This is a genomic window from Proteus sp. G2675, from assembly GCF_963886535.1.
In the GTDB taxonomy this organism is placed as follows: Bacteria; Pseudomonadota; Gammaproteobacteria; order Enterobacterales; family Enterobacteriaceae; genus Proteus; species Proteus mirabilis.
The window spans coordinates 30,799-46,982 of sequence record NZ_CAWPCB010000040.1; the positions used below are offsets into that span (position 1 = coordinate 30,799).

The 16,184-nt window shown below is 37.8% G+C and carries 13 protein-coding genes; 8 read left to right on the top strand and 5 right to left on the bottom strand.

The genetic code is table 11. The features are described 5' to 3' along the window. The first annotated feature begins 288 nt into the window (after nucleotides 1-288). The 5 genes from AACQ49_RS14910 (at nucleotide 289) to AACQ49_RS14930 (ending at nucleotide 5,331) form a co-directional block, all read left to right on the top strand. The gene (locus AACQ49_RS14910; protein WP_337247160.1) at nucleotides 289-1,854 is read left to right on the top strand and encodes an ABC transporter substrate-binding protein; all 1,566 of its coding nucleotides are present in this window, start codon (nucleotides 289-291) and stop codon (nucleotides 1,852-1,854) included. A 74-nt stretch (nucleotides 1,855-1,928) separates the two neighbouring features. Next, on the top strand, nucleotides 1,929-2,969 hold the full coding sequence (locus tag AACQ49_RS14915) for an ABC transporter permease (protein ID WP_004248219.1): 1,041 nt from the start codon (nucleotides 1,929-1,931) through the stop codon (nucleotides 2,967-2,969). Next, on the top strand, nucleotides 2,969-3,799 hold the full coding sequence (locus AACQ49_RS14920) for an ABC transporter permease (protein ID WP_004243239.1): 831 nt from the start codon (nucleotides 2,969-2,971) through the stop codon (nucleotides 3,797-3,799). Before AACQ49_RS14915 ends, AACQ49_RS14920 begins: the two co-directional genes overlap by 1 nt. Further along, nucleotides 3,792-4,628 carry an ABC transporter ATP-binding protein gene (locus AACQ49_RS14925; protein WP_020945759.1) on the top strand — a complete coding sequence of 279 codons (837 nt, stop codon included), beginning with the start codon at nucleotides 3,792-3,794 and terminating at the stop codon, nucleotides 4,626-4,628. The genes AACQ49_RS14920 and AACQ49_RS14925 overlap by 8 nt, the downstream gene beginning before the upstream one ends. After that, on the top strand, nucleotides 4,618-5,331 hold the full coding sequence (locus AACQ49_RS14930; protein WP_004243243.1) for an ABC transporter ATP-binding protein: 714 nt from the start codon (nucleotides 4,618-4,620) through the stop codon (nucleotides 5,329-5,331). The genes AACQ49_RS14925 and AACQ49_RS14930 overlap by 11 nt, the downstream gene beginning before the upstream one ends. A 92-nt stretch (nucleotides 5,332-5,423) precedes the next feature. Here the strand turns inward: AACQ49_RS14930 and AACQ49_RS14935 are convergent, their stop codons facing one another. After that, entirely contained in the window at nucleotides 5,424-6,068 is a 645-nt protein-coding gene (locus AACQ49_RS14935; RefSeq protein ID WP_004243244.1) for a YchE family NAAT transporter, read from the bottom strand. A 514-nt stretch (nucleotides 6,069-6,582) separates the two neighbouring features. Here AACQ49_RS14935 and adhE point away from each other — a divergent pair. Continuing rightward, nucleotides 6,583-9,246, top strand: coding sequence for a bifunctional acetaldehyde-CoA/alcohol dehydrogenase (adhE, locus tag AACQ49_RS14940; RefSeq protein WP_004243246.1), 2,664 nt, complete (start codon nucleotides 6,583-6,585; stop codon nucleotides 9,244-9,246). Nucleotides 9,247-10,422: 1,176 nt separating this feature from the next. On the opposite strand, the gene AACQ49_RS14945 is transcribed toward adhE, so the two are convergent. Beyond that, nucleotides 10,423-11,019 (bottom strand): thymidine kinase, encoded by a 597-nt coding sequence (locus tag AACQ49_RS14945; protein ID WP_004243248.1) that lies wholly within the window; start codon nucleotides 11,017-11,019, stop codon nucleotides 10,423-10,425. 509 nt (nucleotides 11,020-11,528) lie between these two features. Here AACQ49_RS14945 and hns point away from each other — a divergent pair. Continuing rightward, nucleotides 11,529-11,933: a histone-like nucleoid-structuring protein H-NS gene (hns, locus tag AACQ49_RS14950; protein ID WP_004243249.1), complete on the top strand. Its 405-nt coding sequence runs from the start codon at nucleotides 11,529-11,531 to the stop codon at nucleotides 11,931-11,933. A 229-nt stretch (nucleotides 11,934-12,162) separates the two neighbouring features. On the opposite strand, the gene AACQ49_RS14955 is transcribed toward hns, so the two are convergent. The 3 genes from AACQ49_RS14955 to rssB form a co-directional block, all read right to left on the bottom strand. After that, nucleotides 12,163-13,170 carry an NAD-dependent epimerase gene (locus tag AACQ49_RS14955; RefSeq protein WP_017827788.1) on the bottom strand — a complete coding sequence of 336 codons (1,008 nt, stop codon included), beginning with the start codon at nucleotides 13,168-13,170 and terminating at the stop codon, nucleotides 12,163-12,165. 255 nt (nucleotides 13,171-13,425) lie between these two features. Beyond that, complete coding sequence (galU, locus tag AACQ49_RS14960; RefSeq protein WP_004243251.1) at nucleotides 13,426-14,331, bottom strand: UTP--glucose-1-phosphate uridylyltransferase GalU; 906 nt, start codon at nucleotides 14,329-14,331, stop codon at nucleotides 13,426-13,428. A gap of 181 nt (nucleotides 14,332-14,512) precedes the next feature. After that, complete coding sequence (gene rssB / locus AACQ49_RS14965) at nucleotides 14,513-15,532, bottom strand: two-component system response regulator RssB (RefSeq protein ID WP_012368013.1); 1,020 nt, start codon at nucleotides 15,530-15,532, stop codon at nucleotides 14,513-14,515. Between the two features lie 122 nt (nucleotides 15,533-15,654). Here rssB and AACQ49_RS14970 point away from each other — a divergent pair, with 122 nt between their 5' ends. After that, entirely contained in the window at nucleotides 15,655-16,146 is a 492-nt protein-coding gene (locus AACQ49_RS14970) for a YchJ family protein (RefSeq protein WP_004243253.1), read from the top strand. Nucleotides 16,147-16,184 lie beyond the last annotated feature (38 nt).

The window sequence follows — 16,184 nt, forward strand, 5'->3', positions numbered from 1 at the left end:
TCATAAGAGATATTGATGAATATCAAATACAGCTTAATCAATTCAGCCAATACAACTTAATAGTCAACATATTACTACCAAAGTAGTATTTTATTCGTCGTTTGTTGCGATTAATTATTCCTCAACCATAATTAATTCAAAAGGCTTATAACGAGGTGTTATATATAAGTGTAATAAAAACTTTGCGAAATGCGCTTATTTTGCCTAAGTTAATTTCCAAAAGTAATAACTAATAAGTTATTGACATAATAACGAAAGCGAGACTATTTCAGGGAGCGTCCAATGAAAGTGAAAACCAAATTATTATCATTACTTGTGATGGGTGCTCTCAGTGCCCCTGTATTGGCAGTAACACCCGCCAATACATTGATTGTAGTACAAGGCCTTGATGATATTGTTAGCCTTGATCCTGCCGAAAGTAACGAATTATCAAGTATTCAGACCGTACCAAGTTTATATCAACGTATTGTTCAGCCTAACCGTGACAATCCAGAAATTAACGAGCCAATTTTAGTCGAGAGTTGGCAGGCTCACCCTGAACAAAAATCTATCGTCTTTAAAATTAAACAGGATGCAAAATTTGCCTCCGGTAATAGCGTACGCCCAGAAGATATTATCTTCTCTTACCAGCGTGCAGTGACGATGAATAAATCCCCTGCTTTTATTTTAAATGTGCTAGGTTGGAAAGCAGATAATATTAATACCCTATTGAAAAAAGTCAGTGATAAAGAGATTGAAGTACGTTGGACAGCAGATGTTAGCCCTGATGTGGTACTTAACATCCTTTCTACACCAATCGCTTCTATTGTTGATGAGAAATTGATTGCCGCACATATTAAAAATAATGACTTTGGTAATAATTGGCTAAAAATGAATTCGGCTGGTAGTGGTGCTTATAAAATGCGTGCCTACAAACCTCGCCAAGCCATTGTGTTAGAAGCTAACCCTCTTTCACCGACCGGTGCGCCTAAGATAGCCAATATTATTATCAAAAATGTGCCCGATCCCGCTTCACGTCGTCTGTTAATTGAAAAAGGCGATGCGGATATTGCCCGTGACTTAGGTACAGACCAAACTGCAGCATTAGCAGGTAAACCGGGCATTCAAATTTTAAATATCCCTTCTGCTGAGCAAGTCTATATGGCGTTTAATACCGGTAGCGGAAATCCGCTTCTTAGCAATCCGGCATTTTGGCAAGCAGCGCGCTATTTGGTCGATTATAAAGGGATCACCAATGACTTAATGTGTGGGCAATATTTTATTCACCAAAGTTTCTTACCGGTGGGATTACCGGGGGCATTAGAAGATAATCCATTTAGTTTTGATCCGCAAAAAGCGAAAGATATCTTAGCAAAAGCAGGAATTACTCATGCACGTTTTACTCTCGATGTAGAAAACAAAGTTCCTTACATCACCGTTGCACAATCTATTCAAGCAAGCTTTGCACAAGCGGGTGTACAGGTTGATCTGTTACCTGCTGCCGGTAGTCAAGTTTATAGCCGAGTGAGAGCAAGGCAGCACCAAGCGGCGATCCGTTTTTGGATCCCCGACTATTTTGATGCTCACTCCAATGCTAGCGCTTTTGCCTATAATGACGGGCAATCAAATACCGTGGCTTGGTTAAATAATTGGAATATTCCTGAGTTAAGTAAACAAACACTCGTCGCCCTTAATGAAGCGGATAAGGCTAAACGTCAGTCCCTTTATACTGAAATGCAAAAAGAGCTACAACGCAGTTCACCTTACGTGTTTATCGACCAAGGCAAAAATCAGATTGTATTACGGGATAACGTGAAAGGTTATGCTCAAGGTCTAAATGCCGATATGGTCTATTACGACAAAGTCACTAAGTGATCATTTTCCTGCCGCCACTCACAATCATGTTATTGTGAGTGGTCTATTTTTTGCGATTTCAAGGCTGTTGCCGTATGAATACACTCACGATATCCACTCGCCTAAAAAGCCAGTTGTTTACCTTGGTTCAAGGTATATTGACATTGGCGCTAACACTTTTAGGGTTACTGGTTATTACTTTTACGCTTTCTGCGTTTTCCCCTGTTGATCCTGTTTTACAAATTGTTGGTGATCACGCCAGTATTGAAACTTATAATCAAGTAAAACATGAGTTAGGGTTAGATTTACCCATCTACATGCAATTTTTCCACTATGTAGAAGCACTATTGCAAGGAAATTTAGGTACGGCGACGTCAACGGGTCAACCGGTATTTGATGATTTAATCGCCACCTTTCCAGCCACTTTAGAATTAGCCACTGTCGCCTTAGTCATTGGCGCTAGTTTGGGGGTTTTATTTGGTGTGTTATGTGCGCGTTTTGTTGGCACCCCCTTTGATTTTATCTTACGCTTTTTAACGCTATTAGGTAGCTCAGTCCCTATTTTCTGGTTAGGTTTAATACTACTCCTTATTTTTTATGCCACATTGCAATGGACTGCAGGCCCAGGACGTTTGGATGATATTTATCAATTTACCATTGAGCCAGTAACCGGCTTTGCCTTGATTGACACCCTACTGGCAGGTGATAAAGATGCCTTTCTAAACGCTCTATCACATCTCATATTACCGGTTTCTCTGCTAGCCTATTTTGCTCTGGCATCTATTACCCGTTTAACACGCTCTGCCTGTTTAAATGAGATGAATAAAGAGTACGTCACTCTCGCCAGAGCAAAAGGGATTGGCGAATTACGTCTCTTATTTACCCATGTATTACCTAATATTCGCGGTGTGTTGATGACCATTATCGCCTTGTCTTATACAGGGATGTTAGAAGGTGCCGTATTAACAGAAACGGTATTTTCTTGGCCGGGGATTGGTCGTTATCTCACAACGGCTCTCTTTGCGGGTGATACCACCGCAATTATGGGGGGCACACTTGTTATTGGTCTATGTTTTGTGCTGATTAATAATATGACAGATATCGTTATTCGTTTGACTGATCCGAGGTTACGCTAATGTCACTCTCCTTTTTAACAAAAATAGCGCGTTCACCTTCAGCGTTTATCGGTCTGTCATTGTTGCTTCTTCTGCTACTAATTGCCATTTTTGCCCCTTGGCTAGCGCCTTATGATCCAAATTGGCAACACGCTGCACAACGCTTATTAGCCCCCAATGCCGCACACTGGTTAGGTACTGATAGTTATGGTCGCGATATTCTTTCACGCTTAATTTATGGTACACGCCCAATGTTAGGTTTGGTGGGCCTTGTTGCCTTGATAACACTACCATTAGGGCTATTTATTGGCATTTTATCCGGTTATTACGGCGGTTGGACAGAGCGGATTTTAATGCGTTTTACCGACATCATTATGTCTATGCCCTCCTTAATTTTAGCTTTTGCCTTTGTCGCCATGTTAGGGCCGGGATTACTTAACGGTGCATTAGCCCTTGCACTTACAGCATGGCCGGCTTATGCCCGCCAAGCCCGTAGTGAAATTCAACACTTACGTAATAGTGATTACCTTGCAGCCGCTGAAATGATGGGAATTAACGGTATTAGATTATTATGGGGGCATATTCTTCCTTTATGTTTACCTTCTGCCATTGTACGTTTAGCCCTTAATTTAGCGGTGATCATTCTTGCTGCAGCAGGTTTAGGTTTCCTTGGGCTAGGTGCTCGCCCTCCCATGGCGGAATGGGGAGCAATGATTGCCGAAGGGATGCCCGTTATTTTTGATCAGTGGTGGGTGGCCGCTATTCCGGGTACGGCAATTTTAATCAGTAGCCTTGCTTTTAACTTATTGGGTGATGGATTACGCGATGTATTAGGAGAAAGCCATGAATAAAGCCCCTTTAATCGAAGTCGATAATCTGTGTATTGATTTTCCACGTGCTAGAGTGGTGAATAATGTCTCCTTTCAGTTAGGACAAGAGCGGTTAGCGCTGGTGGGTGAATCTGGTTCAGGAAAATCGATGACGGCACGCTCATTAATGGGCTTAGTGCGTAAGCCGGGCAAAGTTTCTGCTGATAAATTGCATTTTATGGGGGACGATCTCCTCGCTTATTCTCCTAAGCAATGGAACCAGTTACGAGGAAAAACAATATCAATGGTATTACAAGATCCTCGTTATGCATTAAACCCAGTGAAAACCATTTATCAGCAAGTAGAAGAAACGGTAAAACTCCATCAAAAATTATCCCATAAAGAGCGACATGCATTAATTACTGAAACTTTGCTTTCCGTGGGATTACCGGAACAGAGTATTTCTCGCTACCCCGGTGAATTATCGGGCGGTATGGGACAACGCGCGATGATCGCTATAGCGCTAATTAATAACCCAACGGTACTGATTGCGGATGAGCCAACTTCCGCACTAGATGCACAGCTACGACATCAAATATTAGAACTTATCATTACCCAATGCGCACAACGAGATATGGCTTTGTTGTTAATTAGCCATGATCTACCTTTAGTGGCTGAATATTGTGATCGTGTTATGGTCATGTATCAAGGGGAGCAAGTGGATGAACTTGAGGCAAAAGCATTACCTCAAGCCACACATCCATACACCCGCACCTTATGGACCTGTCGCCCTAATGCGAGTACCTATGGCACACAATTACCGGTATTAGATAGAACACTGAATTTTAAAGGTACACCTTATGCTAATTGATATTCATCATTTACGCGTTCAATTTGAACAAAATAGACAGATTAAGCAGGTGGTAAAAGGTGTCAATCTACAAGTTAAACAAGGCGAAACCTTTAGTTTAATTGGTCGTTCTGGTTGCGGTAAATCAACTGTATTACGGGTTATAGCCGGATTATTACATCATTGGCAAGGGGATATTAAGTTGTTAGGGCAAGCAATTAAGCCACAGCAACGCTTTCAAGGTAAGTTACGCCGTAACATACAGATGGTGTTTCAAGATCCCTATGCTTCATTACACCCTCAACATCGGATAGAACGAGCATTTATTGAGCCGTTAAAAATTCATCATATTGCTTATGATAAAACAACAATAACCTCAGCGTTAGAGCAAGTCGGTTTAGAAGGCGATATTGCTTATCGTTATCCACATCAACTATCAGGTGGACAACGTCAACGTGTGGCTATAGCCAGAGCATTACTGTTGCAACCACAGTTGTTATTGTTAGATGAGCCAACCTCTGCACTGGATATGTCGGTACAAGCAGAAATTTTAAATCTGCTTAATACCTTAAAAAAACAACATAACATGACTTACCTTTTGGTCAGCCATGATGCAGATGTTATTGCACATATGTCGGATAGCGCAGCGCTAATGGAAGAGGGTCAATTGACTTGCTATTATGATAGAAAAGCGCTTTCTCAAGGGCTTCATCGTCTTGATTAATTAAAAATAGCCACAAAAAAGATAACAAAGAGAGAAATGATAAGAGCAGTATTAAATATCAATACTGCTCTATTGGTAATATTACACTGTGCTTATACTAATAATCCCGGAAAAATAGAACGTAACCCGGTGACAATAAATTCAATACCTAACGACATCAACAATAACCCCATAATACGCGTGACAACGTTGATACCGGTTTGACCTAAGTATTTAACTAATAAAGTGGCACTACGAAACAGTAACCAGCAACAAAAAGCAAAAAAGATACTGGTCGCAGCAAGACCTAAGAAATTAGTCACCCCTTCCCAACGTGAACTCCAAACAATACAGGAGCTAATTGCACCAGGACCTGCCATCAACGGTAATGCTAAAGGCACCACCGCAACACTGCTACGTACTGCTGATTCATTTTTTTCTTGGTTATTTTGTTTATCTTCTCCTAAACGCCCATTTATCATGGTCATTGCGATTGTCACTATCAGCATCCCCCCAGCGATACGAAATGAGTCAATAGAGATGCCAAAAATACTCAGTATCGAATCACCTATTAATAGGGAAATAACCAAAATAATCGCAACGGAGCCATTGGCAATTAAGTTTGTTTTATTACGTCCTGCATCCGTTTGATAACTCGTCATACTGATAAATACAGGCAAGATCCCTATCGGGTTTACAATAGCAAAAAGACCGACAAAAAATTTAATATAACCGGATAAATCCAGCAGTGCCCCCATGAAAAGCCCCTTCTTGGCTAATAAACATGCGAATTATGCTCTAAAAGATAGAGTAACTCCAAAAAATGCGCGTTACTTTAAATCAATAAACCAGTTAATTCTATTACTTAACATTATTTTGGCTAAATTTTTCGCTAGTAAACAACCATAACTCTAGTGATTTAATTTTATATCCTAGAGAGTCTTACAACAAAAAAATAGTCCATTTATTTTTGTAATTAATTATCATTACCATTTAAACACTTGCTGAAAGGTGTCAGCTTGCTATTATTGTGATGTAGATCACTTTAATTAATTAGAAAGATGATAAGCTGTCATCATTCAGAAAAAGGAGATCTTTTTAAAATATATTTGTATTTGTTATTGTTTTTTCTTAGCTTTTTAAGCAAATTAGAGCTTCTAATAATAATGACTTAAATAAGTATAGAAATTTTGATTTGAGCTATTCTTATTTAGTGATGATTTTACCGGCTAATTTGCTTAAAAAGTTTAACATTTTATCAGGAGTCTCTTTATGTCTGTAACTAACGTTACTGAACTCAATGATCTGGTTGCTCGTGTAAAAAAAGCTCAGCTTGAATTTGCTAACTTTTCTCAAGAAAAAGTTGATGCAATTTTTCGTGCTGCTGCATTAGCTGCCGCTGACGCCCGTATTCCTCTTGCAAAATTAGCTGTTGAAGAGTCTGGCATGGGTATCGTTGAAGATAAAGTGATCAAAAACCACTTTGCTTCAGAATATATCTACAATGCGTATAAGGACGAAAAAACCTGCGGTATTTTGTCTGAAGATTTAACCTACGGTACTATCACTATTGCTGAACCTATCGGTATTATCTGTGGTATCGTGCCAACCACTAACCCTACTTCTACCGCTATTTTTAAAGCATTAATCAGCTTAAAAACACGCAACGGTATTATTTTCTCTCCACATCCACGGGCGAAATTAGCCACAAACCGTGCGGCTGAAATTGTGTTAAACGCTGCAATCGCCGCGGGTGCACCAAAAGATATTATCGGCTGGATCGATGAACCTTCAGTGGCATTATCCAATGCATTAATGCACCATGATGATATTAACCTGATCTTAGCAACAGGTGGCCCAGGAATGGTAAAAGCCGCTTACAGTTCAGGTAAACCTGCTATCGGTGTTGGTGCGGGTAATACTCCTGTTGTTATTGATGACTCAGCAGACATTAAACGTGCAGTTGCTTCTATTTTGATGTCAAAAACCTTTGATAATGGGGTTATTTGTGCTTCAGAGCAATCTGTTATCGTCGTAGACAGTATCTATAAACAAGTTCGTGAACGTTTCGCCACTCACGGCGGCTACATGTTAACCGGTAAAGAGTTAAAAGCTGTTCAAGATATTATCTTAAAAGATGGTAACTTGAATGCAGCTATCGTTGGTCAACCGGCAGTGAAAATCGCAGAAATGGCCGGTATTGAAGTGCCTGTTAACACTAAGATTTTAATTGGTGAAGTTAAAGAAACTACTGATGCAGAACCTTTTGCTCACGAAAAACTATCGCCTCTGTTAGCAATGTACCATGCACAAAACTTTGAAGATGCGGTACATAAAGCAGAAAAATTAGTTGAAATGGGCGGTATTGGTCATACTTCTTGTTTATATACCGATCAAGACAACTGTCCTGAACATGTTGCCTACTTTGGTGACAAAATGAAAACTTCCCGTATTTTAATCAATACACCGGCATCACAAGGGGGTATTGGTGACTTATACAACTTTAAACTCGCTCCTTCTCTCACTTTAGGCTGTGGCTCATGGGGTGGTAACTCCATTTCTGAGAACGTAGGGCCAAAACACCTTATCAACACTAAAACCGTGGCGAAAAGAGCAGAAAATATGTTGTGGCACAAACTTCCTAAATCAATTTATTTCCGCCGTGGTTGCTTACCTATTGCACTGGAAGAGATTGCAACTGATGGTAAAAAACGCGCATTTATCGTTACAGACAGTTTCTTATTCAACAACGGTTACGTTGATGAAGTGACCAATGTACTGAAAAAATTTGGTGTTGAAACGGAAGTTTTCTTTGAAGTTGAAGCAGATCCAACATTAAGTGTCGTACGCAAAGGTGCAGAGCAGATGAACAGCTTTAAACCTGATGTGATCATCGCATTAGGTGGCGGTTCACCAATGGATGCGGCTAAGATTATGTGGGTAATGTATGAACACCCAGAAACACACTTCGAAGAATTAGCATTACGCTTTATGGATATCCGTAAACGTATTTATAAATTCCCGAAAATGGGTGTGAAGGCTCAAATGGTAGCAATTACCACAACATCAGGTACAGGCTCTGAAGTTACACCATTTGCTGTTGTGACTGATGATGAAACAGGCCAAAAATATCCATTAGCAGACTACGCATTAACGCCAGATATGGCGATTGTAGATGCCAATCTGGTGATGAATATGCCTAAATCACTCTGTGCTTTTGGTGGTTTAGATGCGGTGACTCACGCATTAGAAGCTTATGTTTCTGTATTAGCCAATGAGTATTCTGATGGTCAGGCACTGCAAGCTCTGAAATTGCTGAAAGAATATCTGCCAGCAAGCTATCATGAAGGTGCTAAAAATCCGGTTGCTCGTGAGCGTGTCCACAATGCAGCCACAATCGCAGGTATTGCATTTGCTAACGCCTTCTTAGGGGTTTGTCACTCAATGGCGCATAAATTAGGCTCTGAATTCCATATTCCTCATGGTCTTGCCAATGCGTTATTAATTTCTAACGTTATTCGTTATAACGCGAATGATAACCCAACAAAACAGACTGCATTTAGCCAATATGACCGTCCACAAGCACGTCGTCGTTATGCTGAAATTGCTGATCACTTAGAACTGTCTGCTCCTGGTGATCGCACAGCCGCTAAGATTGAAAAACTGTTAGCTTGGTTAGAAGAGATGAAATCTTCATTAGGTATCCCTGCTTCTATCCGTGAGGCGGGCGTACAAGAAAGTGATTTCTTAGCGAAAGTGGATAAATTATCAGAAGATGCGTTTGATGATCAGTGTACTGGTGCTAACCCGCGTTATCCGCTGATCTCTGAGTTAAAACAACTGTTATTAGATTCTTACTACGGCCGCGAATTTAACGAGCACCCTGTTGCTGAGGTAAAAGAAGCGAAGCCTGCGAAAAAAAGCAGTAAGAAATAATAGCGCTATCTCTGTATTAACAGATTAGCCTTCAATCTTCGATGATTGCTTTACTATAAAACCAGCCACAAGGCTGGTTTTATTTTGTCTATCAATGGATAACAATAATGTTCTAATCCCCTTATCTCTCAATTTATTTTTCTTCCTTGTATTTAATATGACGTCCAGCAAGATAGATGAGAGAGCCGCCTTGTGATTATCACTTTTAGATATCCATTACTAAAACAGCACCAATCGCCCTCTCCCTCATTTTTATCAACATCCATCTCTTTATTCAACTTAACCGTGATTAAGCGCTTAACGTGCTTTACAGCGCCTTGATATCTGATTACCTAGAAATGAAAACGCTAAAATTTCTCATTGAGTTAAACCACACGACACAATTATTCTTATGATAAGGTTTATCACACAAAAATGAGAGTTGAGCAAAAGTAGGCACTATTAATGTAATAAAATGAGGTGCTTATTTTTTAATAAGCACTTTTTACCGCAACACCATAAAAAAGAGAAATATCAAAAGATTTTGATCTATCGAAGAAAGGAATAAACTTATAAAAATAAAATTTCAATAAAATATTATCGAACTCACTTTTGCTTATTAAGCAGTATATAACATTCAAAGTAGGGGCTATTTGTATATTTTTTATCTAATAAATACTACTTTAGTGGTAATTCACATGTTTATATTTGGTCTATTAAGCACAGTTTCCTCTTTTTTACTCATAACCAATATGAATATTTAGATATAAACATTTCACCTGAGCCATTAAATGGTTGAAATATTTTTTCACTCACAAGCATTTTTTCTCTTCTTTATTCAGTTTTATTAAACTATAAATAATGGCGAAGTATCAAATGTCATCATCTTAGAACATTTGTAAAAATCAATATCTACATCACAAAACAAAGAACCTACGTATATCTGATTACCTTTTTATTGATTAAAGATAATGAAACGGAGAAAACGAATAAATGTTTCTAGAAAAAAACTAACATTTTTTTACATTATTGATGCTATTTTCAGTTATGAATTATAAAATACAGTAAATATAAAACGTAACTTCTAAAAATAGATAACCTTTTTTTAGTATAACAAGAGATAACATTTATTTAGACGATTATATTTCCCCCCCTCTATTCCCGCGCCAATTAACAATAGAGAAGAGGAATTTTGCATTATAACTGTTCAATTCGTCCTTTTAACGTAGCCTCTGTATAATGTTTGCGGCACACTGAAACATATTTTTCATTACCACCTATTTCCACTTGTGCGCCGTCTGAAAGTACTTTCCCATTTGCCGCTAAGCGTAATACTTTATTTGCTTTACGCCCGCAGTAACAAACTGTTTTAAGCTCAACGAGCTTGTCAGCCCATGCAAGCAAATAAGCACTACCAGTAAATAATTCACCTCTAAAATCCGTTCTTAAGCCATAGGTTAAAACGGGTATATCATAACTATCGGTAATTTCACAAAGTTGCTCTACATGTGCTTTAGTCAAAAATTGGCATTCATCAATCAAAACACAATGAATAGGCTCTTTATTATTTTCAGCTAAAATAGCATCACGAATATTCATATCATCACTGAAAAGCAATGCATCAGCACTTAACCCTATCCTTGAGGTTACTTTTCCCTTGGCAAAACGCGTGTCTATCGCTGCCGTAAAAATCAAAGTTCGCATTCCTCGCTCATTATAGTTATAAGAAGACTGCAATAAAGATGTTGATTTTCCGGCATTCATAGCTGAATAATAAAAGTAAAGCTGAGCCATCAGCTCTCTCCTTAAATAGTGTGTATTATCGCGGGAAGCAGTTTAACATAAACAAACGAGAAGTTATCAACGACAACTATTTATAGCCTTTATTTCTATAAAAGATATAGCGAAAAAAGCGCAGGATCACTGATGAGGCAAATTTTTTGTTTAAAAAATAAATAGCCTTAATAGGTACTTAACATATTAACCCCGCCTTTGATATACAGTTATTAAACTATGAAAGTTACTCTAAGCGCATTTTTAGAAAAAAATCCGTTATTATAAAAAAGTAGACAACGTTTTCTATTCTTTTACATTAGCGCTATCACCAGTTAAAAGATGTATATCATTACTAATATTTCCTTTATTGGCGAAAGATGCCCCAACTTTTAATATTTTTTTGTAAAGATATTCGTTTTAAAAAAAGAAAATTTACGTTTGGTTTGTATTTAGCTATTGCAGAATTTTAAATAGCAATCTATTATTAGTATTACATCAGCCAACAACATTTATTTGAGACCAGGAAAATGAGCGAATCTTTAAAAATATTAAATAACATCCGTACTCTTCGTGCACAGGCAAGAGAAACTTCTTTAGAAACTTTAGAAGAAATGCTTGAGAAACTTGAAGTCGTTGTTAATGAACGCCGCGAAGAAGAACAAGCAATGCAAGCTGAAATTGAAGAACGTCAGCAAAAATTACAAAAATACCGTGAGCTATTAATTGCCGATGGTATTGATCCAACTGACCTGCTTGAAGCTGCTGGCGCAAGCAAAACTGGTCGTGCTAAACGTGCAGCACGTCCTGCTAAATATTCATACGTTGATGATAATGGTGAAACTAAAACTTGGACAGGCCAAGGCCGTACACCAGCTGTAATCAAACGTGCAATTGAAGAAGAAGGCAAATCTTTAGAAGATTTCCTCATCTAATTTAATGCATACTCTATTTAAAATACCCTTTTAAAAATTAAAAGGGTATTTTTCTTGTTTAGTCATTTTTATTAAACGAGCGTTTAACTTTAATAGGCTGATGAAGCTTTTAAATAAAAAGGGCTTTACAAATATAGTGAATGTATTGATAAAATTAATTAGTTAATTTTATAATAAAAAAGGAGCTTTAAGGCTCCTTTTTGTCTTGTGCATTATATCTATGCTCTGATTATTGCTGGTAATAATCTACATACCAATCCACAAACTGCTTCACACCATACTCTACTGCAGTGTTGGGTGAAAAACCTGTTGTCTGAGCTAAATCGCTACAATCAGCACAGGTTGAAAGTACATCACCATCTTGCATCGGCATTAAGTTCAATTTAGCTTTAATATTGAGTGATTTTTCTATTGCTGTAATAAAATCCATTAACTTTGTAGGTTGCCCATTACCCACATTATATATTTTATAAGGTGCAGAACTTGATGAAGTTTCCCCCTGCTCTACGGTCCAATTTGGGTTGGGTTGAGGAATAATATTAATTAAACGTACCACAGAACTGACAATATCATCGACATAAGTGAAATCACGGGTCATATTTCCGCCATTATAAACATCGATAGGCTCACCCGCTAACATAGCTTTAGTAAATTTAAATAGTGCCATATCAGGACGCCCCCAAGGACCATATACGGTAAAAAATCGCAGTCCTGTTGTGGGTAGCTGATATAAATGAGAATAGCTATGAGACATTAATTCGTTGGCTTTTTTCGTCGCAGCATAAAGTGATACCGGATGATCAACACTATCTTCTGTAGAGAAAGGTTGCTTTTGATTTAAACCATATACCGAGCTTGATGACGAATAAATCAAATGCCCAACGTTATGATGGCGACAACCTTCTAATATATTAATATGGCCTACAATATTAGCATCGATATATGCCATTGGGTTTTCAATTGAATAACGAACGCCAGGCTGAGCCGCCAAGTGAATAACTCGATCAAAACGGTGATCAGCAAATAATTGCGTAATACTCACTGAATCTGTAATATCAATTTTCTCAAATTGGAAGTTATCCAACTGATTAAGTTTAGCTAATCGTGCTTCTTTTAAGCGCACATCATAATAATCATTGAGATTATCTATCCCGATAACATGATAACCCATTTCTATCAAACGCTGGCTTAAATGATAGCCAATAAATCCTGCTGCACCTGTTACTAATATTTTCATATTATACTCAAATAACCCAATTAATTGATTTCTGCGCTAAACGCTATCATGCTTAATATCACCTCAATTAACATCATAACGCTTAACCTTGTCAATGCCGATATATATATCAATATTAGCACTGTAATTTATCATCTTTTATAGCAGTACTTTTAAGCTTTAAGCCATAAATAAATGCCGCACCACATTATAAAATTAAAATGACAGTGCGACACTATTAACAAGATAAATCGTTAAATTTTGTTACTCAACACATTAAGCTTGCAGTGATTTTATCCATTTCGTGAACTCTTCGCCAAACTCTTCGTGCTGTAAACCATATTCAACAAAAGCTTTCATATAGCCTAATTTATTACCACAATCGTGGCTTTTCCCTTGTAGGTGATAAGCTTCTACAGGCTCTTTTTCAATTAACATTGCAATCGCGTCAGTTAATTGAATTTCATCCCCTGCTCCTGGTGCGGTTTTGGCTAATAAAGGCCAAATGTTTTCAGACAACACATAACGACCAACAATAGATAAATTTGAAGGTGCTTCTTCTTTCTTCGGTTTTTCTACCACACGAGTAATGGGTTTACTGTCGCCAGGCTGTAAATGTTCTCCCATGCAGTCAACAATCCCGTAGTTAGATACTTCCTCTTCAGGAACAGGCTCTACTAAAATTTGACTTGCGCCAGATTGTTCAAAATGAGAAAGCATCTCTTTTAAATTAACCTTAGTCAGATCAGCACTATATCGGTCTAAAATAACATCCGGCAAGATAACAGCGAAAGGCTCATCACCCACCAAAGGTTTTGCACATAAAATGGCATGGCCTAACCCTTTTGCTATTCCTTGGCGAGTTTGCATAATAGTAACGTGACTTGGACAAATACCTTGTACTTCTTCCAACAACTGACGTTTAACTCGTTTTTCTAAAATAGCTTCTAATTCAAAACTGGTATCAAAATGGTTTTCAATAGAATTTTTTGAAGAGTGTGTAACTAGCACAATTTCATTGATGCCAGCTGCAATACATTCATTAACAACATATTGAATTAAAGGTTTATCAACAACAGGTAGCATCTCTTTTGGGATAGCCTTGGTGGCAGGCAACATTCTTGTTCCTAGCCCTGCAACAGGGATCACCGCTTTTCTTACTTTACGCACCACTGATGACATTACTCTTCTCCTACAAATTAAGTACCATGATATTCCTATGATGTTATGGTACATATAAAAAAATAATCGCCAGAGTATACCAGCTAATATCTACGGATAAACAGAGCATCATCGCTTAATTGAGATTGTTCTTCATTTATGTTTAATATATGTGCAATAACAGATTTTATTTAATCTAAATTTAACGTTTATGTATAGGTGAGAACATTAAATTAATTTTATGGTGCTGATTCCAAATTTTACATTGCCAATCTATTCCCACACACTTTATTTGGTTAATATATAAAGAGTGTAGTGTTCCTAAAGGTATACCACTATTTAAAACATATTTTTTATTCTCTGTTTTTATTTCAGCTCGTAGTCCTGCTGACGCTAATAATATATTTTTTTCCTTGGTGTGGTAATAACCTAAAATCAGCGGGAATGATCCTCTCACCCCCATATCCTCAAGCATTTTATTGATTTTATTCAATATGTTATACATACTAGGTAAGAAGCGTCTTTTCTCAGTAGCTTTTAGGAAACGATTAAAAACCACCCTTAAAAGCAGCGCAACGAGTAACCCATTTTCTTCATCATTAGAGACGTCAACACAGTAAAAAATGATTTGATCTTTTGATAAAGTCGCTATATCAAATAACAACCCCATTTGGGATGCATCATTTAATTGACGATAATTAACATTATATCCTGCGACAATTTGTTTAACTTGCGGTTGCATCTGTTTAACAAAGGATTGAATATAATGAGGCTGTTCTCGTAAGTTATTCCAAAGAGGTCCAAGTTGTCCCCTTGCAATTAATTCAGACTCAAAAAAACCTGGACATAATACTTCAATGACCTTCTGTTTTAACTTAGCTAAATTAGTTACGGGCTTAAGAAAAACGTCCTGAGCGCCAAAGCGCAACATATCATCAATTTCAGCCATGTTGTCAGTACATGAAATAGCAATAACAGGAAAAGACCAGTGACGCTGCTCTAGATGACATAAAAAAGTCGGCCCATTCATAACAGGCATTCTGATATCACATAAAATAAGATCAGGTCTTAGTCCCTCTTCAAGTAACAACAATGCTTGGCTACCATTGTCAGTCGCATAAACGCAAGCCTTTTCGTGTGAAAAATACTCAGTGAGCATTGTGCGAAATACAACCTCATCATCAATAATGAGAATTTTTTTACCGACTAAGGCTTTATTCATTAGTAATACCCATAACTATCATTTCACTTGCAGTTTATTTAGCGTTACATTATTAGTTTAGTTCAACATTGACGTTTATTATTCCTAATCGCTATTTTTCTGATGGGGATCGTCGTATAAAAATGGATCAGGACATTACCTTGTCAAATTTATGCCCCTGCAATAGCCAATTGCCTTATAGTGAGTGCTGTGAGCCTTACTTATTAGGGACAAAAAATGCCCCTACAGCTCAAGCGTTAATGCGCTCTCGCTATAGTGCTTTTGTGACTCATAATGCAGATCACCTAATCAAAACATGGCACCCTTCGTGTCGTACACCTTCTTTACGGGATGAGTTAATCGCCACGTTTCCCAATACACAATGGCTAGGGTTACATATTATATCGGCACAAGAAAACCCTCGTGATAACGAAGCCTTTGTTGAATTCTCAGCTTGCTTTATTGAAATAAATGCTGATGATAAGCAGTATCTACATGAACGCTCTCGTTTTCTAAAAATAGACGACTGCTGGTTTTATATTGATGGTGTACAGCCTAAAGTAGGACGAAACGATCCCTGTCCTTGTGGCTCAGGCCGTAAATACAAAAAATGTTGTGAACACAACAGAAAATAATTGCAAACACAGAAGTAAATTAAAGGATTTATCCATAC